At 70.5% G+C, this 24759-nt stretch carries 21 protein-coding genes; 13 read left to right on the top strand and 8 right to left on the bottom strand.

What is annotated here, in order from left to right; all coding sequences use genetic code 11:
* Positions 1–4: 4 nt before the first annotated feature.
* Positions 5–1018: an AEC family transporter gene (locus M0L44_RS16340; protein WP_252770874.1), complete on the top strand. Its 1014-nt coding sequence runs from the start codon at positions 5–7 to the stop codon at positions 1016–1018.
* On the opposite strand, the gene M0L44_RS16345 is transcribed toward M0L44_RS16340, so the two are convergent.
* Both M0L44_RS16345 and M0L44_RS16350 read right to left on the bottom strand, forming a co-directional pair.
* Positions 993–2576 (bottom strand): amidase, encoded by a 1584-nt coding sequence (locus tag M0L44_RS16345; RefSeq protein WP_252770875.1) that lies wholly within the window; start codon positions 2574–2576, stop codon positions 993–995. The genes M0L44_RS16340 and M0L44_RS16345 overlap by 26 nt on opposite strands.
* Before the next feature lie 66 nt (positions 2577–2642).
* Positions 2643–3065: an Lrp/AsnC family transcriptional regulator gene (locus tag M0L44_RS16350; RefSeq protein WP_022978770.1), complete on the bottom strand. Its 423-nt coding sequence runs from the start codon at positions 3063–3065 to the stop codon at positions 2643–2645.
* 132 nt (positions 3066–3197) lie between these two features.
* Between M0L44_RS16350 and ocd the strand changes: the two genes are divergently transcribed.
* The gene (ocd, locus tag M0L44_RS16355) at positions 3198–4271 is read left to right on the top strand and encodes an ornithine cyclodeaminase (RefSeq protein ID WP_252770876.1); all 1074 of its coding nucleotides are present in this window, start codon (positions 3198–3200) and stop codon (positions 4269–4271) included.
* 34 nt (positions 4272–4305) lie between these two features.
* Here the strand turns inward: ocd and M0L44_RS16360 are convergent, their stop codons facing one another.
* Together M0L44_RS16360 and M0L44_RS16365 are read right to left on the bottom strand one after the other, a co-directional pair.
* Positions 4306–5112 (bottom strand): carbon-nitrogen hydrolase family protein, encoded by an 807-nt coding sequence (locus M0L44_RS16360; protein WP_252770877.1) that lies wholly within the window; start codon positions 5110–5112, stop codon positions 4306–4308.
* Between the two features lie 47 nt (positions 5113–5159).
* Positions 5160–9272, bottom strand: a complete 4113-nt coding sequence (locus M0L44_RS16365) for a YhdP family protein (RefSeq protein WP_354004136.1) — start codon at positions 9270–9272, stop codon at positions 5160–5162.
* 109 nt (positions 9273–9381) lie between these two features.
* Here M0L44_RS16365 and glnE point away from each other — a divergent pair, with 109 nt between their 5' ends.
* The 3 genes from glnE to M0L44_RS16380 are packed head-to-tail and all read left to right on the top strand — an operon-like array spanning position 9382 to position 13662.
* Complete coding sequence (gene glnE, locus M0L44_RS16370) at positions 9382–12120, top strand: bifunctional [glutamate--ammonia ligase]-adenylyl-L-tyrosine phosphorylase/[glutamate--ammonia-ligase] adenylyltransferase (RefSeq protein ID WP_252770879.1); 2739 nt, start codon at positions 9382–9384, stop codon at positions 12118–12120.
* 13 nt (positions 12121–12133) lie between these two features.
* Entirely contained in the window at positions 12134–12751 is a 618-nt protein-coding gene (locus tag M0L44_RS16375; RefSeq protein ID WP_252770880.1) for a rhomboid family protein, read from the top strand.
* Positions 12748–13662, top strand: a complete 915-nt coding sequence (locus tag M0L44_RS16380) for a DMT family transporter (protein WP_252770881.1) — start codon at positions 12748–12750, stop codon at positions 13660–13662. The genes M0L44_RS16375 and M0L44_RS16380 overlap by 4 nt, the downstream gene beginning before the upstream one ends.
* Here M0L44_RS16380 and M0L44_RS16385 read toward each other — a convergent pair whose 3' ends face one another.
* The 3 genes from M0L44_RS16385 to corA all read right to left on the bottom strand — a co-directional run bounded on the left by M0L44_RS16385 (position 13663) and on the right by corA (position 16553).
* Positions 13663–14526: a ferritin family protein gene (locus M0L44_RS16385; RefSeq protein WP_252770882.1), complete on the bottom strand. Its 864-nt coding sequence runs from the start codon at positions 14524–14526 to the stop codon at positions 13663–13665.
* 348 nt (positions 14527–14874) lie between these two features.
* Complete coding sequence (locus tag M0L44_RS16390) at positions 14875–15582, bottom strand: HAD family hydrolase (protein WP_252770883.1); 708 nt, start codon at positions 15580–15582, stop codon at positions 14875–14877.
* The gene (gene corA / locus M0L44_RS16395) at positions 15579–16553 is read right to left on the bottom strand and encodes a magnesium/cobalt transporter CorA (protein ID WP_252770884.1); all 975 of its coding nucleotides are present in this window, start codon (positions 16551–16553) and stop codon (positions 15579–15581) included. Before corA ends, M0L44_RS16390 begins: the two co-directional genes overlap by 4 nt.
* A 377-nt stretch (positions 16554–16930) precedes the next feature.
* Between corA and hpf the strand changes: the two genes are divergently transcribed.
* The 3 genes from hpf to hprK all read left to right on the top strand — a co-directional run bounded on the left by hpf (position 16931) and on the right by hprK (position 18966).
* Positions 16931–17272 carry a ribosome hibernation-promoting factor, HPF/YfiA family gene (gene hpf / locus M0L44_RS16400; protein ID WP_252770885.1) on the top strand — a complete coding sequence of 114 codons (342 nt, stop codon included), beginning with the start codon at positions 16931–16933 and terminating at the stop codon, positions 17270–17272.
* Between the two features lie 247 nt (positions 17273–17519).
* Positions 17520–17990, top strand: coding sequence for a PTS sugar transporter subunit IIA (locus tag M0L44_RS16405; protein ID WP_252770886.1), 471 nt, complete (start codon positions 17520–17522; stop codon positions 17988–17990).
* Positions 17991–18003: 13 nt separating this feature from the next.
* The gene (hprK, locus tag M0L44_RS16410) at positions 18004–18966 is read left to right on the top strand and encodes an HPr(Ser) kinase/phosphatase (protein ID WP_252770887.1); all 963 of its coding nucleotides are present in this window, start codon (positions 18004–18006) and stop codon (positions 18964–18966) included.
* Here hprK and fur read toward each other — a convergent pair.
* The gene (fur, locus tag M0L44_RS16415) at positions 18917–19399 is read right to left on the bottom strand and encodes a ferric iron uptake transcriptional regulator (RefSeq protein ID WP_252770888.1); all 483 of its coding nucleotides are present in this window, start codon (positions 19397–19399) and stop codon (positions 18917–18919) included. The genes hprK and fur overlap by 50 nt on opposite strands.
* Positions 19400–19618: 219 nt before the next feature.
* Here fur and M0L44_RS16420 point away from each other — a divergent pair, with 219 nt between their 5' ends.
* Genes M0L44_RS16420 through leuS form a run of 5 tightly spaced genes read left to right on the top strand, consistent with a single transcriptional unit; the run spans position 19619 to position 24756 of the window.
* A complete protein-coding gene (locus M0L44_RS16420; RefSeq protein ID WP_252770889.1) occupies positions 19619–20074 on the top strand; it encodes an outer membrane protein assembly factor BamE in 456 nt (151 codons plus the stop codon).
* A complete protein-coding gene (gene dapB, locus M0L44_RS16425) occupies positions 20071–20886 on the top strand; it encodes a 4-hydroxy-tetrahydrodipicolinate reductase (protein ID WP_354004138.1) in 816 nt (271 codons plus the stop codon). Before M0L44_RS16420 ends, dapB begins: the two co-directional genes overlap by 4 nt.
* Positions 20887–20891: 5 nt before the next feature.
* Complete coding sequence (locus M0L44_RS16430; protein ID WP_252770890.1) at positions 20892–21542, top strand: MotA/TolQ/ExbB proton channel family protein; 651 nt, start codon at positions 20892–20894, stop codon at positions 21540–21542.
* A 13-nt stretch (positions 21543–21555) separates the two neighbouring features.
* Positions 21556–21993, top strand: a complete 438-nt coding sequence (locus M0L44_RS16435) for an ExbD/TolR family protein (protein WP_252770891.1) — start codon at positions 21556–21558, stop codon at positions 21991–21993.
* Between the two features lie 33 nt (positions 21994–22026).
* Positions 22027–24756 (top strand): leucine--tRNA ligase, encoded by a 2730-nt coding sequence (leuS, locus tag M0L44_RS16440; RefSeq protein WP_252770892.1) that lies wholly within the window; start codon positions 22027–22029, stop codon positions 24754–24756.
* The last annotated feature ends 3 nt before the right edge of the window (positions 24757–24759 follow it).

Consider the following 24759-nt stretch of genomic DNA (forward strand, 5'->3'; position numbering starts at 1 on the left):
CACCGTGAGCGCCATCCTCTCCGTCACCACGCCCTTCTTCGCCCTGATCCTGCTGGGCTGGTGGGCCGCCCGCCGCCAGCTGCTGCCGGCCCAGGCGGTGCCGGGGCTCAACAGCTTCGTGCTGTACTTTGCCCTGCCGGCCCTGCTGCTGCGCTTTGGCTGGCGCACCCCGGTGGCCACGCTGTTCGACCCGCTGCTGCTGGGCCTGTACCTGGTGGTGGGCCTGACGGTGGTCGGCCTGAGCGTGGCCTGGGCCCGGGCGCGCGACGTGCCCGGCGCGGACGCCGCCTTCGGCGCCCTGGTGGCCGCCTTTCCCAACAGCGGCTTCATGGGCGTGCCCCTGCTGGTGGCCCTGCTGGGGCCGGCCGCCGCCGGCCCGGTGATCTGCACCGTGCTGGCTGACATGATCGTCACCAGCTCGGTCTGCGTGGCCCTGTCCCAGGCCCTGGGCGGCCATGGCGACCACGCCGGCGCGGCCGTGCTGCGCTCGCTGCGTGGCGCCCTGTCCAACCCCCTGCCCTGGGCCATCGGCCTGGGCGCCCTGATGGGTGGCTTGAAGCTGCAGTTGCCCGCGCTAGTGACCGGCATCGTCAACCTGCTGGCCGACGCCGCCAGCCCGGTGGCCCTGTTCACCATCGGCGCGGTGCTGTGGCGGGCCACGCCGCACACCGGCGCCCATGGCGAAGCCCTGGGGCCGCACCGGCTGGCCCGGGTGGTGGCGCCCTTCCGCCGGGTGCTGCCGGAGGTGCTGCTCAAGCTCGTGCTGCACCCGGCCGGGGTCTGGGCCGGCGGCCGGGCCCTGCAGGCCGCCGGCCTGCCGCTGGGCGACCCCGCCCTGCTGGCCCTGACCCTGACCGCCGCCCTGCCCAGCGCCAGCAACGTGGCCCTGCTGACCGAGCGCTACGGCGCCGACACCGCCCGCGTGGCCCGCATCATCCTGGCCAGCACGCTGCTGGCCTTTGCCAGCTTCAGCGGCCTGGCCCGCTGGCTGGTCACAGCGGCACCGTCCGGGGCGTGAAGGCTGGCGCCTGACGGGCCCGGCTCACCTGCTCGAAGTGCAGGCCCAGGCTGAGCAGCTTCCATTCGCTCCAGGCCGGCCCGACGAAGGACAGGCCCAGCGGCAGGCCGCGCACCAGGCCGGCCGGCACCGTCAGGTGCGGGTAGCCCGCCACCGCCGGCAGGGTCGAAAAGCTGGACCCATAGTGGTCGCTGGCGATCGGGTCGATCAGCCAGGCCAGGCCGCCGGTGGGCGCCACCAGGGCGTCCAGCCGGTGGGCCTGGAACACCTTGTCCAGCCCTTCGTCGCGCGACTGGCGGCGGCACAGGGCCAGGGCCTCGCGATAGGCCGACGTGTCCAGCCCGCCCAGGGCCTGGGCCTTGGTGAAGAGCTCCTGGCCGAACCAGGCCATCTCGCGCTCACGGTGGGCCTCGTTGAAGGCAATCACGTCGGCCAGGTTCTTCACCGGCGCCTGCGGCGCAAAGGTGGCCAGCCACTGGGCCAGGTCGTGTTTGAGCTCGTAGAGCATCACGTCCAGCTCGGCGTCGTTGAAGGCCGGCGAGGGCTGCGGCAGGTCCACCGGGTCGATGACCTCGGCCCCCTGGGCCTTGAGCAGGGCGATCATCTTGTCCACCAGCGCGTCGGCCTCGTCGAAGCCGGTGAAGAAGGACCGGGCCACGCCCAGGCGGGCGCCACGCAGGGCCTGGCGCTGGAACATGCCGTCCCCCGGCCGGGGCGGGGGGACCTGGGCGGTGGCGGCGTCCTGCGCGTCGGGGCCGGACAGCGCCAGGTAGAGCAGGGCCGCATCGGCCACGCTGCGGGTCATCGGCCCGGCGGTGTCCTGGCTGTGGGCGATGGGGATGATGCCGTCGCGGCTGATGCGGCCCACCGTGGGCTTGAGCCCCACCAGGCCGCAGATCGAGGCCGGCGAGACGATGGAGCCGTCCGTCTCGGTGCCCACGCCCAGCGGGGCCAGGCCCGCCGCGATGGCCGCGCCGGTGCCCGCGCTGGAGCCGCTGGTGCTGCGGTCCAGCGCATAGGGGTTGCGGGTGAGGCCACCGCGGCCGCTCCAGCCGCTGGTGGAACGGGTGGAGCGGATGTTGGCCCACTCGCTGAGGTTGGTCTTGCCCAGGATGACGGCGCCGGCCTCGCGCAGGCGCTTGACCAGGTGGGCGTCGCGCGCGGCCCGCACACCGTCCAACGCCAGCGAGCCGGCGCTGGTGCTCATGCGGTCGCCGGTGGCGATGTTGTCCTTGAGCAGCACCGGCAGCCCGTGCAGCGGGCCGTGCAGGGTGTTGCGGGCCCGCTCGGCGTCCAGCGCGCGGGCGATGTCCAGGGCCTCGGGGTTGAGCTCGATGATGCTGTTGAGGTGCGGGCCCTGGCGGTCGAGGGCCTCGATGCGCTGCAGGCAGTCCTGGACCAGGTCCTCGCTGCGCAGCCGCCCGGCCACCAGCTGGGCCGCCAGGGTGGTGGCCGGGGCCTGACCCTCCGGCGTCGGCGCAGCGGCCTGAGCGGCGGCGCCGGCCGCGGCCAGACCGAGGGTGGAGGCAGAAGACAGCAGCAGGGTGCGACGTTGCATGGTCGGTTCCGAACGGGGGAGACGGGATACGGGCGTGGCCGTTCTTATACCTGCCCGCCGGCCTCATCACAGCTTGTGGGTGGACAGCAGCAGGCTGGTTTCCGTGTGGGCGATGCCCTCGATCTGGCGGATGCGGCCCAGCACCCGGTCGAAGGCCTCCAGGCTGTCGGCGCGCAGCTCGGCCACCATGTCCCAGCGGCCGTTGGTGGTGTGCAGCGTGGCCACCGCCGGGTCGCCGCGCAGCGCGCGCAGCACCGCGTCGGCCCGGTTGCCCTCCACCGCGATGGTCATCCAGGCGGCGATGCGCTGGCTGTCGGTCTGGGGCTTCAGGCGCACCGTGTAGCCGGTGATGGTGCCGGCCGCCTCCAGCCGGGCCAGGCGGTTCTGCACCGTGCCGCGCGCCACGCCCAGGGCCTTGGCCAGCGCCGCCACCGGCGTGCGGGCGTTGGCCCGCAGCAGCGCGATCAGTTCCCGGTCGATGTCGTCCATGGTGGCCCCCGCCGATTGAACACATCGCCAATCTAGCCTGGCAATGTGTTCAAAACCATGAGGCAATCCGCCAGTGTGCTGGCTTCACTCTGGCGCCGGCCCTCCGCAGAATCGACGACAGGAGACAAACACATGGTGAACTACATCGGCGTATCGGACATCCAGCAACTGGTCCGCGAGATCGGCGCTGCCGACTTCCTGGCCCGGCTGGCCGACACCATCGAGGACGACTACCGGCGCTGGGACCAGTTCGAGAAGTCGGCCCGCGTGGCCAGCCACTCGGCCCAGGGCGTGATCGAGCTGATGCCCGCCAGCGACGGCGCGCTGTACGGCTTCAAGTACGTCAACGGCCACCCCAAGAACACGGCCGCCGGCCTGCTGACGGTGACCGCCTTCGGCGTGCTGGCCGAGGTGTCCACCGGCTACCCGCTGCTGCTGTCGGAGCTGACGGTGACCACCGCGCTGCGCACCGCGGCCATGTCGGCCCTGGCCGCCCGCCACCTGGCGCGGCCGGACAGCCGGGTGATGGCCCTGATCGGCAACGGCGCGCAGAGCGAATTCCAGGCCCTGGCCTTCCACCACCTGACCGGCGTGCGCGTGCTGCGCCTTTATGACACCGACCCGCGCGCCACCGCCAAGCTGGTGCAGAACCTGCGCGCCTTGCCCGGCCTGGCCGACCTGCAGCTGCAGGTCTGCGGCAGCACGGCGGAGGCGGTGCAGGATGCCGACATCGTGACCACGGTGACGGCCGACAAGCGCCAGGCCGTGGTGCTGACGCCAGAGATGATCCGCCCGGGCATGCACCTGAACGCGGTGGGCGGCGACTGCCCGGGCAAGACCGAGCTGGCGCGCGACATCCTGCTGCGGCCGGACCTGAAGATCGTCGTCGAGTACGAGCCGCAGACCCGGCTGGAGGGCGAGATCCAGCAGTTGCCGGCCGACCATCCGGTGACCGCCTTCGCCGACGTGGTGCGCCACCGCGCCACCGGCCGCGAGCGGCCCGACCAGGTCACGCTGTTCGACTCGGTGGGCTTTGCGCTGGAGGACTTCTCCGCCCTGCGCCTGCTGCACGCGCTGCTGCAGGCCCAGCGCAACGGCGTGCGCCAGATCGACCTGGTGCCGACGCTGGACGACCCCAAGGACCTGTTCGGCGGCACGCTGGGCCGCACCGCGGCGGGCCCGACGCGGCTGCGCCGGGTGGCCTGAGCGCCAACGCCGACGCCGACGCCGGCGCCGGGGCTCAGCAATCCAGCGTGCGGTGGCGCAAGGCCGGCAGCTGGGTGCGCACCGCGTCGCGCCGGGTGGCCGAGAGCTCGCCCGGCACCACCCCTTCGCCCTCGGCCTGCATGGCCATCACCTCGCCCCAGGGGTCGATGACCATGCTGTGGCCCCAGGTGCGGCGGCCGTTCTCGTGCAGCCCGCCCTGGCCGATGGCCAGCACATGACACTGGTTCTCCACCGCGCGGGCGCGCAGCAGCAGCTCCCAGTGGGCCTGGCCGGTGGTGTAGGTGAAGGCCGCGGGCACCACCAGCAGGTCGCAGGGCGGCGCCATCAGCGCCCGGTACAGCTCCGGAAAACGCAGGTCGTAGCAGACCGACAGGCCCACCCGATGGCCCTCGGCCTCGAAGGCCACCGGCGTGTCGCCGGCCTCCAGCACCCGCGCCTCGTCATAGGCCTCGCGGCCGTTGTCGAAGGAGAACAGGTGGATCTTGTCGTAGCGGGCCACGCGGACGCCGTCCGGCCCCCAGACGCAGCAGGCGTTGCGCACCCGCCCCGGGGTGGCCGCGCGGATGGGCAGGGTGCCGCCGATCAGCCACAGGCCGTGCCGGCGTGCCAGGGCGGACAGGGCGTCCTGGATCGGCCCCTGGCCATCGGCCTCGGCGATCGCGAGCTTGTCCTCGTCACGCCGGCCCATCAGGCAGAAATACTCGGGCAGGGCCACCAGACGGGCGCCGGCATGGGCAGCCTCGCCCACCAGGCGGGCGGCGGTGGCCAGGTTGCGCTCCACGTCGGGCGTGGAGACCATTTGCAGGGCAGCGATCTTCATGCGCAGAGCATAGCCGGCGGGCGGCGCCCGCGCATCCGCCGGGTGCGTCAGCCCCCGCGCGTGCGGGGCGAGGAGGCGCTGGACGCCGGCGATGCCGGCACGGGGGCCGCATCGGCCTGGCGCGGCACCGGCACCACCGTGGGCTCGTCCCAGCTGCCGCCCACGCGGAACTCGCGCGTGCCGGCCTCGGCCAGCGGCTTGCTCAGCACGTACTGGGCGAGGAAGGCGCCCAGGCCGATGACCGGGTTGATCGCGGCATAGGCCAGCGAGGCGGTGCCGGCGCTGATCTCGGGCACCACCACCATGCGCAGGTCCTGGGTCTCGTGGCGCAGGTCGGTCTCGCCGTCCATCAGCACCACCGCCTGCACACCCCGGATGCGCAGGTTGTTGGTGCTGGCGATGCCATCGGACAGCAGCACGTCGGCGCTGACGTTGTCAAAGGCGAAGCCGGCGTCGAACACGTCGCGGAAGTCCAGCAGGAAGCGGCGCGGCAGGGCCTGCAGACTCAGCACGCCCAGCAGGCGGCCCGCGCCCGGGTTGACCTTGAGGAACTGCCCGGACTCCAGCGCCAGCTGCATGTGGCCGGTCATGCCGGCCCAGTCGGGCGAAAGCGGCGAGCCGTTCCAGGCCAGCTCGCCGGTCACCTGGCCCTTGGCCCCCTTGACCACCCGGCCCATGCCCAGGTGCTCCAGCAGGTTGCCGCCGTCCTGCACGTCCAGCTTGAAGTTCAGCGCCATGCGCCGGCGCGGGCCGGGCGCCCACTGCCCGCTGCCTGTGAGCCGGGCGTCCGGCCCCGTCATGGCCAGGCGCGACAGGCGCCAGTCCTGACCGCCCTCGCCGCGGTAGCTGGCCTGCACCTCCAGCTTGCCCAGCTGGCGGCCCTTCAACTCGAAGTTGTCCACCACGATGTCCAGCGCGGGCACCCCGTCGCTGGCCTGGTCGAGCAGGCTGTCGACCTGGTCGACCTCGGCCTCGGGCACCACCAGCCGGCCCAGCCGGGCCATCAGGCGGCCGGAAGCCGGGTCACCGGCCGCAGCGGGGCGGTAGTCGATCTTGCCCTGGATCTGGCGCGCGTTCAGTTCAGCCACCCAGTGCGCGCCATCGCCCTGGACGCGGCGCTGGACCTGGGCCTGCACCGCGTCCAGCCGACGCCCGTCCAGGCTCAGGGAATGGGCCTTGAGGCTCAGGTCGGTGGGCAGGTAGCCCTGCCGGTTGCCAGAGCCCGCGCCCGCCCCTGCCAGGCCCAGGCCCGCCCCCAGGGCGTGCCAGGCATCCACGTCCACATCGCCCAGCTGCAGCGCGGCCTGCACCGTGCCCGCGGGGGCCGCGGGCAGCGGCGCCCCGATGGCCAGCGCCCCCTTGAGCACCTGGGCCTGCGTGCCCGAGAGATCGCGCTGGTATTCGGCCACCGCCAGGTTGCCCAGCTCCACGCGCAGGGTGTCGCGCTCGGGCTGGCCGGCCACCGGCTCGGCCAGCCGCGTCTGGTAGCGCAGCGGCAGGGCAGCATCGGCGCTCTTGCCCAGTGGCGCCGGCAGCTCGCTGGCCAGGCCGGTGAGCGGGCTGGTCAGCAGCATCTCGGTCTGGCCCCGGCGCACCGTCAGGTCCAGCTTGTAGGACGCCTGCCCGCTCAGGCGCTGGGCCAGGCGGGATACCGGCCCGAACTCGGGGGCCTGGCGCAGGCCCTCGGCCGTGGCCACGCCCTGGCTCTGGAAGCGCAGGCTGCCGTCCGGCTGCAGGCTGCCGGTGAGACTGGCCTCGCCGCCCAGCACGCGGGCGCTGCCGCTGGCCAGGCTGAAGCTGCTGTCGCTGAACTGGATCTGGGCCCGCGTGCCGGCCAGCAGCGGCATGTCGGGGGCCACGCGCACATCGTTGCCGCTCAGGGCCAGCTGGCCCTTGACGGTGGTCTTGTCGGTGTCTTCGAGCGGGATGTTGAGGGCCAGCTTCAGGTCCATGGCGCCGGTGCCGCTGGCCTGGTGCAGGGCGCCGTCGATCAGGCGGTCCACCGGCGAGCTGGCCACGTAGCGCAGCCCGTCGGCCAGGGGGCCGCGCACATTGCCGGCGATGGTCAGCACGGGATGGGCGATGAGGTCGGCGATCTCGCCGTTGACGCCCTGCAGCGTGAGCCCGTAGAGCCGCGCCTGGGCATTGCGGATGCGCATGCGGGCGCGGTCGAACAGCAGCTCGCCGTGCAGCTGCTCGAAGGCCGGCCACTCGGGCGCGGACCCGGCCTGCGCGGGCGGCACATAGGCCAGGGTCACCCCCTGCAGCTGGGCGCCGATGCGGAACTCGCCGGTCCCGGCCTGCGGATAGGGGAAGTCCCAGAGGTCGCCCCGGGTGCGGAATTGCAGCTGGCGGACCTCGCCGGCCAGCACCGCCTGGCGCACGTAATCGCGCGCCTCGTGGCCGATGCCCAGCGGCAGGTAGCGCACCACCTGGGGTGCGGCCACTTGGCTGATGCGGCCCGTCATCTCCAGCCAGCCCGGAAAGCGCCGGCCACTGCCCTGCCCGGGCTGGGCCCCGGTGTGCCAGCGGGCCTGCAGCTCGCCCTGGAGGTCGGTGTTGGTGTAGCGGGCCTCGCGCACCAGCAACTCGACGTCGGGAGCCTGCCCCGAACGGGGTCGGACCTGCCAGACCAGTTTGGCCGAGAGCCGGTCCATCGGCACCTCGGGCTGCTCGAAGACGCCGGGGAAGCTCAGCGCGCCATCGCGCACCGAGAGCTGCCCCTCGCCGCCGGATTCGTTGGCATCCAGCGTGAGCTCGGCGCCGCGCCAGCCCGGCCGGGCTGGCTCGTCCGGATGGGCCGGATCCACCTCGCCGGGCTGCAGAGACAGGCCGGTGGCCTTGGCCTGCACGCGGTAGTGCTCGGGCCGGGCCAGCGGCCCGCTCCAGCTGGCCACCAGGCCCTGGACCTGGCCTTCCGGCCGGGTGTGGGCCAGGCCCTGGCGCAGCCCGTCCGGCAGGGGCAGTCGCTCGGCGATGTGGGCCATCAGGGCCAGGTCCAGCCGATCGGCGCGGAATTCGCCCCCCGTCACCGGGGCCTCGGGCGCAGACGGACCACCGGCCGCGCCAATCACCTGCGCCTGCTGCCAGCCCAACGTGAACTGGCTGGCCGGCCAGCGCTGGCCGTCTTCAGTCACGAAGCCCAGCCCCTGGGCGCTGATGCGCACGCCGTCGCGCTGGCGCTGCACCTGCAGCCGCCCCTCCAGCCGGCTGAGCGCAAGCGGCTCGAGCGTGCGGTCCAGCCGCAGCTGCACGGCGTCCAGCGCCAGGTCCACCGCGCCACCGCGCCAATCTCCGCGCTCCACATCCAGCCAGGCCCGCAGGGCGCCGCGGCCGGTCTTCAGGTCGAAAGGCAGGTTGGCGTAGCGCTGCAGCGTGTCCACATCGGCATGCGGCAGGTCGGCGTAAAGCATGCCCGACCAGCGCGGCCAGTCGCCCGCGCGGGCCAGCAGCGGCTGGGTGAAGCGCCCGCGCAGGCTGAAGCGCTCGCCCCATTCGGCCGGCGGCGTGGCATCCAGCCGCAGGTCGTGGTGGCGCAGGCTGTTGCGCAGCACCAGGTCCACACCGTCCAGGGTCAGCGCGGGGGCCCCACGCTGCTCGTCCAGCCAGCGCAGCTGGCCGCCACGGATCACGAACTCAGGCTGCGCAAAGAACCAGTCGGCCGCCCGGTGGTCATCGGCCCCGCCCGGCTGGCTGAGATCCAGCCCGCCGACAAAGACATGGCCCCGGACATCGCGCCGGATGTCCAGGCGTGCGCCCTCGACATAGACCTGGGACAGGCGCAGCGACCAGCTGAGCAGCGAGCGCAGGGACAGGGCGGCATCAACCTGGGGCAGGCGCAGGGCTTCGCGGCCTTGGGGGTCCAGCAGCACCACGTCGCGCGCCTGCACGGTGGGCACCCAGCGAGAGGAGCCGGCACGCAGTTGGCCCAGCCGCACGGTCAGCCCCAGCGAGCGCGAGAGCCGCTGCTCGATGTCGGGGCGCCAGTCGGACAGGTGCGGCAGAATCCCCCAGTGCAGGGTCAGCCATCCCAAAAGCAATAAGCTCCATGCGCTGATCAGCAGCAGCGACACCGCACGGAAGGCACCGCGTGAGAGGGATACGAGCACAGGACGGCGAGGCTGGGGCACTCGCCCGGTTTCGGGGGACATCAAAGGCATGGATCGACGGTCTGGCGTGCGCCGCACCGATCCTGCTGGACAAGGTGCTCCGCAACAAGGTCGCACACCAGTCGCAACAGCAATCTAGCACACCGATCCTGGCGGTCTGATGAGTGCCTTACAACCTGTGACGCCCCCTTGCCGCGCCGAAGCGGCCCACAGCCGGTTCGTGCAGCGCATCCGCCGCCGCTATGCCTGTGAACTGCCGCTGCTGCCCACGGGCGTGCCGGACCGCGCCACCATCCTGGCGCTGATTGATCAGTTGCTGGCGCTGGGCCGGCCCCTGCCCAGCGCGCTGCGGGTGACCCGGCAACTGGTGGTGGAACGCCTGGTGGTGCTGGACGTGGAACAGCGCGCGCCGCTGGAGCACGTCACCGGGACCATGACCGCCCTGGCCGAGGCCACGCTGGAGCGCGCCCTGACCGCCGCCCGCAGCGAGGCGGACGAACGCCACGGCCTGCCGCGCAACGAAGCGGGCGAGGTCATCGACTTCTGGATCGTGGGCATGGGCAAGCTCGGCGCCCGCGAGCTCAATGTCTCGTCGGACATCGACCTGATCTACGTCTACGAGGACGACGGCGAGACCGACGGCGCCGTGCCCATCTCGGCCCACGAGTACTTCGCCCTGGTGGCCAAGAAGCTCTACACCCTGATCGGCGACGTCACCGACGACGGTTTCGTCTTCCGGGTGGACCTGGCCCTGCGGCCGAATGGCAACTCCGGGCCCTCGGTCGTCAGCCTGGCCATGCTGGAGGAGTACTTCTTCGTCCAGGGCCGGGAATGGGAGCGCTTCGCCTGGCTGAAGAGCCGGGTCGTGGCGCCACTGGCCAGTGTGGCCAGCGGCCGGCCGCTGGCCTTGCGCGCCCTGGTCACCCCCTTCGTCTACCGCAAGTACCTGGACTACGGCGTCTTCGAGGGCCTGCGCCAACTGCACCGCAAGATCCGCGAGGAGGCCCAGCGCCGCGCCGCCGGCCGACCGGAGCGGGCCAACGACGTCAAGCTCTCGCGCGGCGGCATCCGCGAGATCGAGTTCATCGTCCAGCTGCTGCAGGTGGTGCGCGGCGGCCAGTACCCGGAGATCCGCACCCGCGCCACGCTCAAGGGCCTGCAGAAGCTGGCCGCCGGTGGCCTGATGAAGCCCGAGACGGCCCAGGCCCTGGCCAAGGCCTACGTCTTCCTGCGCCAGGTGGAACACCGCATCCAGTACCTGGACGACCAGCAGACCCACCTGCTGCCCACCACCGATGCCGACCTGGGCTGGATCGCCGGCAGCCTGTGCCTGGTGTGCACGGCCGACGCCTGCGAGCTGCTGGACCGGCTGTGCGAGGTGCGCGAACTGGTGGCCACCGAGTTCGACGCGCTGCTGCAGAACAGCCAGGGCGGCGGCGGAGCGACCTGCCGCGGCAAGGGCTGCGGCGCCCCGCTGCCCATCGACAGCGAACGGCTGTGGGAGAAGCTGCCGCCCGAGCTGCTGCCGCGGGTTCAGGCCCTGGCGGCCCACCCGAGGGTGCAGAGCCTGCGCGAGGAAGGCCGGTTGCGCCTGGGCAAGCTGGTGCTGCGCGCCGCCCATGGCGCCACCGAAGGCCTGTGCACGCTGCAGGCGGTCGAGCATTTCATCGACTGGCTGGAACCCCTGCTGCGCCGTGAGAGCTACCTGGCGCTGCTGGTGGAGCGGCCCAATGTGCAGCAGCGCCTGATGCGCCTGCTGGGCCTGGCTCGCTGGCCGATGCGCTACCTGATGCAGCACCCCGCGGTCATCGACGAGCTGGCCGACGAGCGCCAGATCGCCGAGCGCTTCGACCGCGCGGCCTTCACCAGCGACCTGGATGAGCGCCACACCGCCTGGGTGCGGGCCGGCGAGGCCGACGAGGGCGAGCTGCTGGACACCTTGCGCCGCGCCCACCACGCCGAGACCTTCCGCACCCTGGTGCGCGATGTGGAGCGACGCATCACCATCGAGCAGGCCGCCGACGACCTCTCGGCCCTGGCCGATGCCATCGTCGACTGCTGCATCCGCTGGGCCTGGGCCCACCTGAAGCAGCGCCACCGCGACGAGCCTCAGTTCGCGGTGATCGCCTACGGCAAGCTGGGCGGGCTGGAGCTGGGCTACGGCAGCGACCTGGACGTGGTCTTCCTCTACGACGACGATGCCGAGCCCGACGCCGACCGCGCGCAGGAGGTCTACGCCGCCTTCGTGCGCAAGCTGATCGCCTGGCTGACCCTGCGCACCGCCGCGGGCGAGCTGTTCGAGATCGACACCGCGCTGCGCCCCAACGGCGGCGCCGGCCTGCTGGTGACTTCCGCAGCCGCCTTCGACAAGTACCAGCGTGGCCGCGGCAGCAACACCGCCTGGACCTGGGAACACCAGGCCATCACCCGGGCCCGCTGGTGCGCCGGCAGCCAGCACCTGGCCGAGCGCTTCGAGGCCACGCGCCGCGCGGTGATCAGCGCCGAGCGTGACGCGCAGGCCCTGCAGGGCGAGGTGACGGCCATGCGCGAGAAGGTGCGCGCCGCCCACCCCGAGCGGGGCGGGCTGTTCGACGTCAAGCACAGCGCCGGCGGCATGATGGACGTGGAGTTCTGCGTGCAGTACCTGGTGCTGGCCCACAGCGGCCGCCACCCCGAACTGCAGGACAACGCCGGCAACATCGCACTGCTGCAGCGGGCCGAGGCCGCCGGCCTGCTGCCCGCCGGCGTGGGCCATGCGGCGGCCGATGCCTACCGCGAGCTGCGCCGGGCCCAGCACCGGGCCCGCCTGAACGAACAGCCCACCCAGTTCCCGCCCGAGCAGCTGGCCACCGAGCGCGCCGCCGTGCTGGCCCTCTGGCAAGCCGTGTTCGGCCGCTGAGGGCGCGGCGCGCGTGGAGCGGCATCGCCATCGCCTGCACCGCCTGAGCTGGCCGCTGTTCGCGGCCGGGTTGGCCGTGTTCGCCCTGGCCCTGCAAGCCGGCAGCACGGCCTGGCCCGACCCGCGCTGGGATTGGCAGCCCGCCCTGGCCTTGGCCCAGCCCTGGCGCTGGTGGACGGCCGCGGGCGCCCACTGGAGCCCGCAGCACCTGCAGATGAACCTGGTGGGCTGCGTGCTGCTGGCCTGGCTGGGCTGGCGGGCCGGCCTGGGCCCGCGCGCCACCGCCGCCTGGGCCCTGGCCTGGCCGTTGACCCAGCTGGGCCTGCTGCTGCAGCCCGGGCTGGCGCATTACGGCGGCCTCTCGGGCGTGCTGCACGCCGGCATCGCGGTGCTGGATGTCTGGCTGCTGCAAGGGCCGGCGCGTGACCGGCGCCTGGGCTGGGCGCTGACGGCGGGCCTGTTCCTCAAGCTGCTGTCCGAACACGCCTGGACCGGCCCGGCCCATGCCGTGCCCGGCTGGGATTTCCCGCTGGCGCCGCTCTCGCACGTGAGCGGCGCGATGGCCGGCTGGCTGTGCGGCGCCCTGCTGCTGCGCCGTCACCGCCACCGGCCCACCGTTTCCACACGATGACCGACCGACACCTGCACCTTGACAGCCTGGCGGTCCTCTGCCTCGTGGGCTGCTCCGCCGTCTGGGGCCTGAACCAGGCCGCCGTGAAGGTGGCGCTGTCCGACTTTCCGCCGCTGGCCCAGGCCGGCCTGCGCTCGCTGGGCGCAGCCCTGCTGCTGGCCGCGTGGGCCCGCTGGCGCCGGCTGCCGGTGGCTCCCACCCGCGAAACGCTGTGGCCCAGCCTGCTGACCGGGCTGCTGTTCGCTGCCGAGTTCGGCGTCTATTTCTCGGGCCTGCAGTACACCAGCGCCTCGCGCATGGTGGTGTTCGTCTACCTCTCGCCCTTCGTGGTGGCGCTGGGCATGCCGCTCATCGCCCCAGGCGAGCGCCTGGGCCGCTGGCAGATGGCCGGCCTGCTGCTGGCCTTTGCCGGCGTGGCCGGCGCCTTCAGCGAAAGCGGCCACGGCGGCCCGCACCAGCTGCTGGGCGACGCGATGGGCGTGCTGGGCGCGGTGCTGTGGGGCAGTACCACGCTGGCCATCCGGGCCACCGCACTCTCACGCGCCAGCGCCGAACAGACGCTGATGAGCCAACTGGCCGTCTCGGCCGTGGCGCTGCTGGCGGCCTCGGCCTGGATGGGCGAGGCCTGGTCGGCGCAGATCCGGCCGCTGTCCTGGGCCGCCCTGGGCTTCCAGACGGTGATCGTGACCTTTGCCAGCTACCTGCTGTGGTTCTGGCTGATGCGGCACTATCCGGCCACCAAGATCTCCGCCTTCACCTTGCTCACGCCGGTGTTCGGCCTGCTGGCGGGCGTGCTGCTGCTGGGCGAACCGGCCACGCCGCGCATCGTGTTGGCGCTGGCGGCGGTGGCCGTCGGCATCGCGCTGGTGAGCCGACCGGCGCCCGCCGCGTCGTCGTCGGCCCCGTCCTGATCAGGCCGGCTTGACCTGGCTGGCCGTCACGGCCGCCAGCTTCTGGGTGATTTCCTTGCGGAAGCGGTTGAGCTCCTGCACCGACGCAAAGCTGCGCTCCATCAGCAGGCTCATGTTGTGCAGGATGCGCTCGACCACCTTGCTTTCCCACACGGCATCGAACTGGATCTGCTGATCCAGCCAGTGCTCCAGCCAGTCCGGGTTGGGCAGGCGGCTCTGCACGGTGTCGCGCGGGAAGAGCTTCTCGTTGACGTGCAGGTTGGTCGGGTGCAGGGCCTGGGCCGTGCGGCGGGCGCTGGCCATCAGCACGCCCACCTTGGCAAAGGCCGCGCGGGCCTCGTCGCCGAACTTGTTCATCGCGCGCTTCATGTAGCGCAGGTAGGCGCCACCGTGACGGGCCTCGTCCTTGGACAGGGTCTCGTAGATGGCCTTGATCACCGGCTCGGTGTGCCATTCGGCGGCCCGGCGGTACCAGTGGTTCAGGCGGATCTCGCCGCAGAAGTGCAGCATCAGCGTTTCCAGCGCGGGCGCCGGATCGAACTCGAAGCGCACCTCGTGCAGCTCTTCCTCTGTGGGCACCAGGTCGGGGCGGAAACGGCGCAGGTACTCCATCAGCACCAGCGAGTGCTTCTGTTCCTCGAAGAACCAGACGCTCATGAAGGCCGAGAAGTCGGAGTCGTCCCGGTTGTCGCGCAGGAACATCTCGGTGGCCGGCAGAGCCGCCCACTCGGTGATGGCGTTCATCTTGATCGTCTGGGCCTGCTCCTCGCTGAGCAGGCTGGCATCGAAGCGATCCCAGGGGATGTCCGTGGCCATGTTCCAGCGAACAGCTTCCAGCTGCTTGAACAGTTCGGGGAACAACATCGGGGCAATCTCCTCGTTTCTTGATGCGGATCAGGGAAAGGGCCGACAGTGTCTCATGCCGCGTTTACACACAGAAATGCGGGGGCGTGGAACTTTCCCGGGGAACGGTCCTCAGACCCGATGTGGGTTGGGTTGTGGCGCTTCGGCGCCCGCCCCGGTTCCGGTGCAGTGGTGCCCGGAGCCGTCTTCTTAAAGCCGCGCAGCCTGTCGGGTCTTCCCGGCTGTTGCCTGGAGTGCCTCTCCTCCTCCCTCCCTGTTGCACTCAGGCGCTGCGCGGCTTTCTTCTTTTCCGCCCGCATCCCCCATCAACATTCGCCTTCAGCACCGATCGGTGCGGCTTTGCCGTGCTCAGTGCGGCAAAGCGTCCAGCGCGTCGGCCAGCGCCGCAAGGTCGGCCACCACCCGCCAGGGTCGGGCTTGCGCGCCCGCGGGTGGCTGCGCCGCCTGGCGACAGACCCAGGCGCTGTGCAGGCCGGCCGCGTGGGCGCCCTCGATGTCCAGCGCCCAGTCGTCGCCGATGTGCAGCACCTCGTGCGGGGCGCAGCCCAGTTGCGCACAGGCCGCGTGGAAGAAGGCGGCGTGGGGCTTGCCCAGGCCGAAGCTGCGTGCGCCCAGCGTGCCCACGAAATGCTCGCCCAGGCCGATGCGGGCCAGATCGGCGTTGCCATTGGTCAGCGCCAGCACCGGATAGGCCGCCGACAGCCGCGCCAGGGCCTCGGCCACCTCGGGGAACAGGTCCACCTGCTGGCGCTGGTCCATGAACAGCGCAAAGGCCGGTTCGGCCAGCGCCGGATCTTCCCCACTGTGGGCCAACGCGCGGGCGATGCTGGTCTGGCGCAGCCAGCTGAGGTCATGCGCCTGCTCGGGGTGCTCGCGCCCCACCGTCTCGCGCACGGCCCGCAGGGCCGCGGTGTCGAAGGCCGCCGCCGTGGCTGGCGCATGGGCCTTCAGCCAGTCGTGCAGCACGGCCTCGGCCCGCTCGATGGCCGGCCAGACCGGCCAGAGCGTGTCGTCCAGGTCCAGCGTGAGGGCGCGGGGGCGGCGGGCCAGGCTCACCGCATCCAGCCCTTGCGCCGGAAGTACAGCAGCGGCGCCGCCACCGAGGCCACCATCAGCCCCAGCGCAAAGGGGTAGCCCCAAGGGTGCTGCAGCTCGGGCATGTGCTGGAAGTTCATGCCGTAGATGCTGGCGATCAGCGTGGGTGGCAGCAGGGCTACCGAGGCCACCGAGAAGATCTTGATGATCTTGTTCTGGTTGATGTTGATGAAGCCGACGGTGGCATCCATCAGGAAGTTGATCTTGTCGAACAGGAAGGCGGTGTGGCTGTCCAGCGAGTCGATGTCGCGCATGATCTGGCGCGCCTCCTCGAACTGCTCGGCGCTGAGCATGCGGCTGCGCATCATGAAGCTCACGGCCCGGCGGGTGTCCATCACGTTGCGACGGATGCGCCCGTTCAGGTCCTCCTCCTTGGCAATGGCGGTCAGGGCCTCGCCCGCGGCGGCATCGTCCACGTCCTGCTTGAGCACCCGGGCGGAGACCTGCTCCAGCGCGTCGTAAATGCCCTCCAACGCATCGGCGGAGTACTCCGCGTCGGCGTCGTACAGCTTGAGCAGCACATCCTTGGCGTCCTCGATCAGGGCCGGGATGCGGCGCGCGCGCAAACGCAGCAGGCGGAACACCGGCAGGTCCTCGGCATGGACCGAAAACAGCACGTTGTTGTGCAGGATGAAGGCCACCCGCACGTTGCGCGGCGTGACGTCGTCGTCGATCAGGAAGTCGGAGCGGATGTGCAGCTCGCCGTTGTCTTCCTCGTAGAAGCGGGCCGATTCCTCCAGGTCATCGTCGACGATGTTGCCCGGGATGTGCAGGCCGAAACGACCGGCGATCCAGCCGATCTCCTCGGCCGTGGGGTCTTCCAGATCGACCCAGATGGGCTGGACATCGGCCAGATCGGCCGCGGAATCGATTTCCTCTTGCAGCAGGCGGCCGCTCAGGCGGCCCTTGTCCAGCGTGAAGACATTGAGCATGGGTACTTCCAGCATCGGCCAACCCCGGTCGACACAGGAGGCTGGCGATTGAAACAGCAGGCGGGGGCGGGGTTCAGACCGTCTCGCCCCGACCGTCACACGGGGTGCGGCATGCGCCTATCGGCTGCTGGAGCGGACGGTCACCGAGGGTGAGGTGTGTCCAAAGGGTGCTCTTCTTTCAAGAAACGCAAGAAGTGGTCCGTGCAGTCATGCACGCAATCGAGAAGTCTAACCGGGGTTTCCCATGCTGACCATGCTTGTCAAAGCATGGGCCGATGGGCACACTGGATTGAACCGAGGGCGTCATCCAGACGTCATCGGCCCGGCAGAGCCCGTCTCTGCATCTCTGAGCAATCCTGTCCCGAAAGGAGCCCTCGATGAACCTGACGATCAGCGGACATCATCTGGAGGTCACCCCCGCCCTGCGCGAGTATGTGCGGACCAAGCTGGACCGTATCACGCGCCACTTCGACCAAGTCGTTGACGTCAACGTGCTGCTGCTGGTGGAGAACCTGAAGGAGAAATCCCGCCGCCAGAAGGCGGAAATCACTCTCCATGTGAAGGGCAGGGATATTTTCGTGGAACAGTCCCATGAGGATCTGTACGCCGCGATCGACCAACTGGTCGACAAGCTGGACCGGCAGGTGTGCCGCCACAAGGACCGCATCCGTGACTATCAGCACGAACCGGTTCGCCGCCAGGCCGCCGACCTGATGTGAGCCAGCCTCCACATCCCTGAACCAGCGGCCCTGCGGGGCCGTTTTGCTTTCTGGCCGGCTGTTGCTGCGACGCAGCACCTGTGCGACAACCGCGGGCCGCTGCTGTACGTTCAAGTATCTGCAGGAGCGGCCGATTTCTATAATCCGCTCCCTTGTGCGTGCAGATGACGGATGTCAGGCACGCGTCGACTGGCCTGTTGCGTGCGCTTGTGGCGCCCGAATCTCACTCGTTGTCGGAGATCTTTCCATGAACCGCCTTGCCGCCATCCTGCCCGCCGCCAATGTGCTGGTGGGCGTGGAAGCCACCAGCAAAAAGCGCGCGTTCGAGCACGCCGGCCTGCTGTTCGAGAACCAGCACGCGATCGCCCGCGCGACCGTGACCGACAACCTGTTCGCCCGCGAACGCCTGGGCTCGACCGGCCTGGGTCACGGCGTGGCCGTGCCGCATGGTCGCGTCAAGGGCCTGAAGAACCCGCTGGCCGCGGTGATCCGCGTGCAGCAACCCATCCCCTTCGATGCCCCCGACGAGGAACCGGTCAGTCTGCTGATCTTCCTGCTGGTGCCCGAGGCGGCCACGCAGCGGCACCTGGAGATCCTCTCGGAAATCGCCGAGTTGCTGTCGGACCGGGAGATGCGCGAGAAGCTCCGCACGGCCGAGAGCGCGGCCGACGTGCACGAGCTGATCCAGCGCTGGGAACCGCTGAAGTCGGTCGCCTGAGCGCGCGGCCCCCATGAAGGCCGTCTCCATCAGCGCCGAAGCGCTGTTCGAGGAACACCAGCCCACCCTGCGCTGGGAGTGGATTGCGGGCCACGCCCATCCGGAGCGCCGCTTCGACGAAGCGGCCATGCGGGAGGCCCATTCCGCCGCCGATCTGGTGGGCTACCTGAATTACATCCACCCCTACCGGGTGCAGCTGGTGGGCGCGCGAGAGGTGGCCTACCTCACCGCCAACGTCTCGCCGGACGTGGTGGAGCGCCGCATCCAGCGCATCGTCACGCTGGAGCCACCGGTCATCATCGTGGCCGATGGGCAGCACCCGCCGGACCGCCTGGTGGCGCTGTGCGACCGCGCCGAAATCCCGCTGTTCGTGACCGAGCAACCGGCCGGCTACGTGATCGACGTGGTGCGGGCCTCGCTGGGTCAGCGCCTGGCCGAGCGCACCACCCGCCATGGCGTCTTCATGGACATCCTGGGCCTGGGCGTGCTGCTGACCGGCGAATCCGGCCTGGGCAAGAGCGAACTGGGGCTGGAGCTGATCTCACGCGGCCACGGCCTGGTGGCCGATGATGCGGTGGATCTTTACCGCATCTCGCAGAACACACTGGAGGGGCGCTGCCCCGAACTGCTGATGAACCTGCTGGAGGTGCGCGGCATCGGCCTGCTGGACATCAAGGCCATCTTTGGCGAGACCGCCGTGCGCCGCAAGATGCGGCTCAAGCTGATCGTGCACCTGGTGCGCAAGGAGACGCTGGAGCGGGAGTTCGAGCGGCTACCCTACGAGCCCCTGCACGAAACCATCCTGGGTGTGCCGGTGCTCAAGGCGGTCATTGCGGTGGACGCCGGCCGCAACCTGGCGGTGCTGGTGGAGGCGGCGGTGCGCAACACCATCCTCCAGCTGCGCGGCATCGACACCTACAAGGAATTCATTGCCCGTCATCAGGCGGCGATGGGTGCCCAGCCGCCGGATGCTTGACGACCGCGACGCGGTGCTCACACTGCGGTTTCACGCAGTTCGCATACAGCGCCAGCGCATGGTCCTGCAGCTGGAATCCATGCTGCTGGGCGATGGCCCGCTGGCGTGATTCGATCTCGGGGTCGAAGAATTCCTCCACCCGGCCACAGGTCAGGCAGACCAGGTGGTCGTGGTGACGCCCCTCGTTGAGCTCGAAGACGGACTTGCCGGATTCAAAGTGGCTGCGCTCCAGGATACCGGCCTGCTCAAACTGCATCAGCACGCGGTAGACGGTGGCCAGGCCAATGTCCGAGCCCTCGGCCATCAAGGCCTTGAACACATCTTCGGCCGTCATGTGGCGCTGCTGCGCCTTCTGAAAGATCTCGAGGATGCGGATGCGCGGCAGCGTGGCCTTCAGGCCGCTGCTCTTGAGTTCGTCTACGTGGCTGGTCATGGTGTCTCCTGGCCCCAGGACTGGGCCGGCGGGACCGCTAGAATCGGCGCATCATAGCCAGCCCCGGCGCTCCCGCGAACGCCTGGGGTTGTTCCGGCCCCGCGCCCCTGCCCAGCCGCCACGCGGCCCGCTGTAATGCCCTTGTCTTTCCGGATTGTCGCACTCGCCCTGCCGCTGGCCGCCGGCCCGCTGAGCGGCTGCTCCCTGATTTCCCGCACCATGAGCGAGGGCATCACCAGCGTCATCACGCCCTACAAGGTCGAGGTGGTGCAAGGCAACGTGGTGACCAAGGAGATGCTGGCCCAGGTCCATGCCGGCAGCTCGCGCAACGATGTGCGTGACGCCCTGGGCTCGCCCCTGTTGGCCGACCCCTTCCATGCCGAGCGCTGGGACTACGTCTTCACCATCAAGCGCCAGGGCACGGACCCGCAAAAGCGCTCGGTCGTGATCTGGTTCGACGGCGACACGGTGAAATCCATCGACGCCCCTGAACTGCCGACCGAGGACGAGTTCGTCGCGTCCATCACCCGCCTGCGCAGCCAGCCGCTGCCCGAGCGCAAGCTGACGCTCACCGACGAGGAGCGTGCCGCGCTGCCGGTGCCCAAGGCGCCGACGCCGACCGACACCGCGCCTCAAGGGGTCAACCGCAGCTATCCCCCGCTGGAGAACCCGTGAACCCTGTCGCCTCCCCCCTGCGCATCGCGATTGCCGGTGCGAGCGGCCGCATGGGCCGCATGCTGATCGAGGCCGTGCAGGCCGCCCCGGACTGCGTTCTGGCCGGCGCCCTGGACCGGGCCGAAAATCCCTCCATCGGCCTGGACGCCACCGGCTGGCTGGGCGTGGCCAGCGGCGTGGCCATCACCGACGATCTGGACCAGGGCCTGGCCCAGGCCGATGTGCTGATCGACTTCACCCGCCCGGAGGGCACGCTGGCCCACCTGGCCCGCTGCCGTGCCAAGGGCGTGCGCATGGTCATCGGCACCACCGGCTTCACCGAGCTGCAGAAGGCCGAGATCGCCGCCGCCGCGCGCGACATCGGCATCGTGATGTCGCCCAACATGAGCGTGGGCGTGAACGTGGTGATGCGCCTGCTGGACATGGCCAGCCGCGCGCTCAACCAGGGCTATGACATCGAGATCATCGAAGCCCACCACCGCCACAAGGTGGATGCCCCCAGCGGCACCGCGCTGGCCATGGGCGAGGTGGTGGCTCAGGCCCTGGGCCGCGACCTCAAGGCCTGCGCCGTGTACGGCCGTGAAGGCGTGACCGGCGAACGCGACCCCTCCACCATCGGTTTTGCCACCGTGCGCGGCGGCGACATCGTGGGCGACCACACCGTGCTGTATGCCGGCATCGGCGAGCGCATCGAAATCACCCACAAGAGCAGCAGCCGCGTCACCTACGCGCAGGGCAGCCTGCGCGCCGCGCGCTTCCTGGCCGGACAGGGTGCCGGCCTGTTCACGATGAACGACGTGCTGGGCCTCTGAGCGCCATGAACGGTCTGCAGGATTTCTGGTCGCAGAGCGACGCCGTGGGCCGCAGCGTGGCGCTGCTGCTGCTGGCCATGTCCGTGGGCACCTGGGTGGTGATCCTGTGGAAGGGCTGGCTGCTGCGTCGGGCCCAGCGCGGCCTGGACAGCGCCGCCCACGCCTTCTGGCAGGCGCCCGACCTGGCCGGCGGCCAGGAGCGCCTGCGCAGCCTGGACCCGGAACAGCTGCTGGTCCCGCTGGCCGAGGCCGCGGCCCAGCCCGTCACCCGCGGCACGCTGGAAGAGGCCGGCAGCGCCCAGGCCCAGTTCACCCGCCGGCTGCGCGACGCCCTGCACGGCGTGCTGGGCCGGCTGCAGCGGGGCCAGGTCTTCCTGGCTTCCGTCGGCGCCACCGCGCCCTTCATCGGCCTGTTCGGCACCGTCTGGGGCATCTACCACGCCCTGCTGGGCATCTCGGACGCGGGCGCGCTGTCCATCGACAAGGTGGCCGGCCCGGTGGGCGAGAGCCTGATCATGACCGCCTCGGGCCTGGCCGTGGCCATCCCCGCGGTGCTGGCCTACAACCTGTTCAGCAAGTGGCTGGGCCAGTGCGAGGCCGAGCTCGAGGGCTTTGCCCAGGACCTGCTGGACCTGGCGCTGCGCCGCGCCGACTGAACGGAGCCCGCCCATGGCCTTCGGACGGCTGGAGCGCATCACCCCCCCCAAGCCGATGAGCGACATCAACATGACGCCGCTGATCGACGTGATGCTGGTGCTGCTGGTGATCTTCATCATCACCGCCCCGCTGATGGCCAGCAGCCTGCGCCTGAACCTGCCCAAGGCCGAGGGCGGCGCACCCAACGACAGCCCGGCCGTGCTGTCGGTGGCCATCGACCCCAGCGGCCAGCTCTACCTGCAGGACCAGAAGATCGCCGCCGCCGAGCTGGGCACCCAGGCCAAGACCGCGGCCCAGCGCAACCCGCAGACCGAGGTGCAGCTGCGGGCCGACCAGACGGTGCCCTACGGCCGGGTGGCCGAGCTGATCGGCCTGCTGCAGACGGCCGGCCTCTCGCGCATCGGCTTCGTGACCAGCGGCAGCCCGCCGCCCGCCCCGGCCGGCCCCTGACGCCGGAGCCTGCGCGGCTCCTACAATCCGGGGATGAACGAGAAATACGTCCCCGCCGAGGTCGAAACCGCCGCCCAAGCGCACTGGAACGCGCTGGATGCCTACCGCGTCACCGAGGACGCGCGCGACAGCCAGGGCCAGCTCAAGCCCAAGTTCTACGCCTGCTCCATGCTGCCCTACCCCTCGGGCAAGCTGCACATGGGCCACGTGCGCAACTACACCATCAACGACATGCTGACCCGTCAGCTGCGGATGAAGGGCTTCAACGTGCTGATGCCCATGGGCTGGGACGCCTTCGGCCTGCCGGCCGAGAACGCCGCCATGAAGGGCAAGACGCCGCCGGCGCAGTGGACCTACTCGAACATCGCCTACATGAAGGGCCAGATGCAGGCCATGGGCCTGGCCATCGACTGGTCGCGCGAGATCGCCACCTGCCAGCCCAGCTACTACAAGTGGAACCAGTGGCTGTTCCTGCAGATGCTCAAGGCCGGCATCGCCGAGCGCCGCACCCAGGTCGTCAACTGGGACCCGGTGGACCAGACCGTGCTGGCCAACGAGCAGGTGATCGACGGCAAGGGCTGGCGCTCGGGCGCGCCGGTCGAGAAGCGCGAGATCCCCGGCTACTACCTGAACATCGTCCAGTACGCCGACGAGCTGCTGAGCGCGGTGGCCAACCCCGAGGACCCGAACTACCTCAGCGGCTGGCCCGAGCGCGTGCGCCTGATGCAGGAGAACTGGATCGGCAAGAGCGAGGGCGTGCGCTTCGCCTTCCCGCATGAGATCCAGGGCGCCGACGGCGCGCTGATCCAGGACGGCAAGCTCTACGTCTTCACCACCCGCGCCGACACCATCATGGGCGTGACCTTCTGCGCCGTGGCGCCGGAGCACCCGCTGGCCACCCATGCCGCCGCCGGCAACGCCGAGCTGGCCGCCTTCATCGAGGAATGCAAGAAGGGCGGCACGACCGAGGCCGAGCTGGCCCTGAAGGAAAAGGAAGGCCGCCCGACCGGCCTGTTCGTCACCCACCCGCTGACCGGCGCCCAGGTCGAGGTCTGGGTCGGCAACTACGTGCTGATGAGCTACGGCGACGGCGCGGTGATGGGCGTGCCGGCACACGACGAACGCGACTTCGCCTTTGCGCAGAAGTACGGCATCGACATCAAGCAAGTTATCCGGCGTGTCTTCCCAATTGAGCGGGCTGTTCGGCCGGATGAGGTCGAGCTGAACCCTCGAGGCGACTGGCAAGAGTGGTACGGCTGGAAGAGTGATGCCTTTATGCGCTGCATGAACTCGGGTGTTCTCGACGGGTTGAGTCCAAGCCAGGCCGTCACCAAGGTAGCCGAACTGCTCGGTGCCAAGGGCCTGGGCGAGAAGAAGACCACCTGGCGCCTGCGCGACTGGGGCATCAGCCGCCAGCGCTACTGGGGCACGCCCATCCCCATCATCCACTGCGACGATTGCGGCGCCGTGCCGGTGCCCGAGAAGGACCTGCCGGTGGTGCTGCCGGAGGACCTGATCCCCGACGGCAGCGGCAACCCGCTGAACAAGTGCGCGTCCTTCCTGAACGTGCCCTGCCCCTGCTGCGGCAAGCCGGCCCGGCGCGAGACGGACACGATGGACACCTTCATCGATTCGTCCTGGTACTTCATGCGCTATTGCGACCCGACCAACCCGGACGCGATGGTGGCCGGCGGCGCCAAGTACTGGATGCCGATGGACCAGTACATCGGCGGCATCGAGCACGCAATCCTGCACCTGCTGTACGCGCGCTTCTGGACCAAGGTGATGCGCGACCTGAAGCTGGTGGAGGTCAGCGAGCCCTTCACCAAGCTGCTCACCCAGGGCATGGTGCTCAACCACATCTACTCGCGCCGCACCGACAAGGGTGGCATCGAGTACTTCTGGCCGCACGAGGTGGAGAACGTGCTGGACGCCGGCGGCAAGGTCATCGGCGCCCAGCTGAAGGACGCCAAGGGCGAGCTGCCGGCCGGCACGCCGATCGACTACCAGGGCATCGGCACGATGTCCAAGTCCAAGAACAACGGCGTGGACCCGCAGGACCTGATCAACACCTATGGCGCCGACACCGCGCGCCTCTTCGTGATGTTCGCCAGCCCGCCCGAGCAGACGCTGGAGTGGAACGACGCCGCCGTGGAAGGCGCGCACCGCTTCCTCAAGCGGGTCTGGGGCTTCGCGGCCAAGCACACCGCGCTGCTGAAGGCCGGCGGCAGCGATTTCGCCACCCTGTCGGCCCCGGCCAAGGCCCTGCGCCGCGAGGTGCACCTGGTGCTCAAGCAGGTCTCGGCCGACTACGAGCGCATGCAGTACAACACCGTGGTGTCGGGCTGCATGAAGCTGCTCAACGCGCTCGAAGGCTTCAAGCCCGAAGGCTCGGCCGGTGACACCGCCGTGATGCGCGAAGGCTACTCGGTGCTGCTGCGCGCCCTCTACCCCGCCTGCCCGCACATCACCCACGGCCTGTGGACCACCCTGGGCTACGCCGCCGTGCTGGGCGACCTGCTGGACGCGCCCTGGCCGCAGGTGGACGAGGCCGCGCTGGTGCAGGACGAGATTGAGCTGGTGCTGCAGATCAACGGCAAGCTGCGCGGCGCGGTGAAGGTGCCGGCCTCGGCCGACAAGGCCGCCATCGAGGCCGCCGCCGTGGCCGCCCTGGCCGACCCGGAACTGCAGAAGTTCACCGAAGGCAAGCCGCCCAAGAAGGTGGTGGTGGTGCCGGGCCGCCTGGTCAATGTGGTGGTCTGAGGC

It is taken from the genome of Ideonella oryzae, from assembly GCF_024055665.1.
Lineage (GTDB): Bacteria > Pseudomonadota > Gammaproteobacteria > Burkholderiales > Burkholderiaceae_C > Ideonella > Ideonella oryzae.

What these genes read in the sequence shown, in the direction of transcription:
- M0L44_RS16345 (WP_252770875.1), bottom strand. Translation starts at nt 2,576, where the DNA reads ATGCAACGTCGCACCCTGCTGCTGTCTTCTGCCTCCACCCTCGGTCTG.
- M0L44_RS16350 (WP_022978770.1), bottom strand. Translation starts at nt 3,065, where the DNA reads ATGGACGACATCGACCGGGAACTGATCGCGCTGCTGCGGGCCAACGCC.
- ocd (WP_252770876.1), top strand. Translation starts at nt 3,198, where the DNA reads ATGGTGAACTACATCGGCGTATCGGACATCCAGCAACTGGTCCGCGAG.
- M0L44_RS16360 (WP_252770877.1), bottom strand. Translation starts at nt 5,112, where the DNA reads ATGAAGATCGCTGCCCTGCAAATGGTCTCCACGCCCGACGTGGAGCGC.
- M0L44_RS16365 (WP_354004136.1), bottom strand. Translation starts at nt 9,272, where the DNA reads ATGCCTTTGATGTCCCCCGAAACCGGGCGAGTGCCCCAGCCTCGCCGT.
- glnE (WP_252770879.1), top strand. Translation starts at nt 9,382, where the DNA reads ATGAGTGCCTTACAACCTGTGACGCCCCCTTGCCGCGCCGAAGCGGCC.
- M0L44_RS16380 (WP_252770881.1), top strand. Translation starts at nt 12,748, where the DNA reads ATGACCGACCGACACCTGCACCTTGACAGCCTGGCGGTCCTCTGCCTC.
- M0L44_RS16385 (WP_252770882.1), bottom strand. Translation starts at nt 14,526, where the DNA reads ATGTTGTTCCCCGAACTGTTCAAGCAGCTGGAAGCTGTTCGCTGGAAC.
- corA (WP_252770884.1), bottom strand. Translation starts at nt 16,553, where the DNA reads ATGCTCAATGTCTTCACGCTGGACAAGGGCCGCCTGAGCGGCCGCCTG.
- hpf (WP_252770885.1), top strand. Translation starts at nt 16,931, where the DNA reads ATGAACCTGACGATCAGCGGACATCATCTGGAGGTCACCCCCGCCCTG.
- M0L44_RS16405 (WP_252770886.1), top strand. Translation starts at nt 17,520, where the DNA reads ATGAACCGCCTTGCCGCCATCCTGCCCGCCGCCAATGTGCTGGTGGGC.
- hprK (WP_252770887.1), top strand. Translation starts at nt 18,004, where the DNA reads ATGAAGGCCGTCTCCATCAGCGCCGAAGCGCTGTTCGAGGAACACCAG.
- fur (WP_252770888.1), bottom strand. Translation starts at nt 19,399, where the DNA reads ATGACCAGCCACGTAGACGAACTCAAGAGCAGCGGCCTGAAGGCCACG.
- M0L44_RS16420 (WP_252770889.1), top strand. Translation starts at nt 19,619, where the DNA reads ATGAGCGAGGGCATCACCAGCGTCATCACGCCCTACAAGGTCGAGGTG.
- M0L44_RS16430 (WP_252770890.1), top strand. Translation starts at nt 20,892, where the DNA reads ATGAACGGTCTGCAGGATTTCTGGTCGCAGAGCGACGCCGTGGGCCGC.
- M0L44_RS16435 (WP_252770891.1), top strand. Translation starts at nt 21,556, where the DNA reads ATGGCCTTCGGACGGCTGGAGCGCATCACCCCCCCCAAGCCGATGAGC.
- leuS (WP_252770892.1), top strand. Translation starts at nt 22,027, where the DNA reads ATGAACGAGAAATACGTCCCCGCCGAGGTCGAAACCGCCGCCCAAGCG.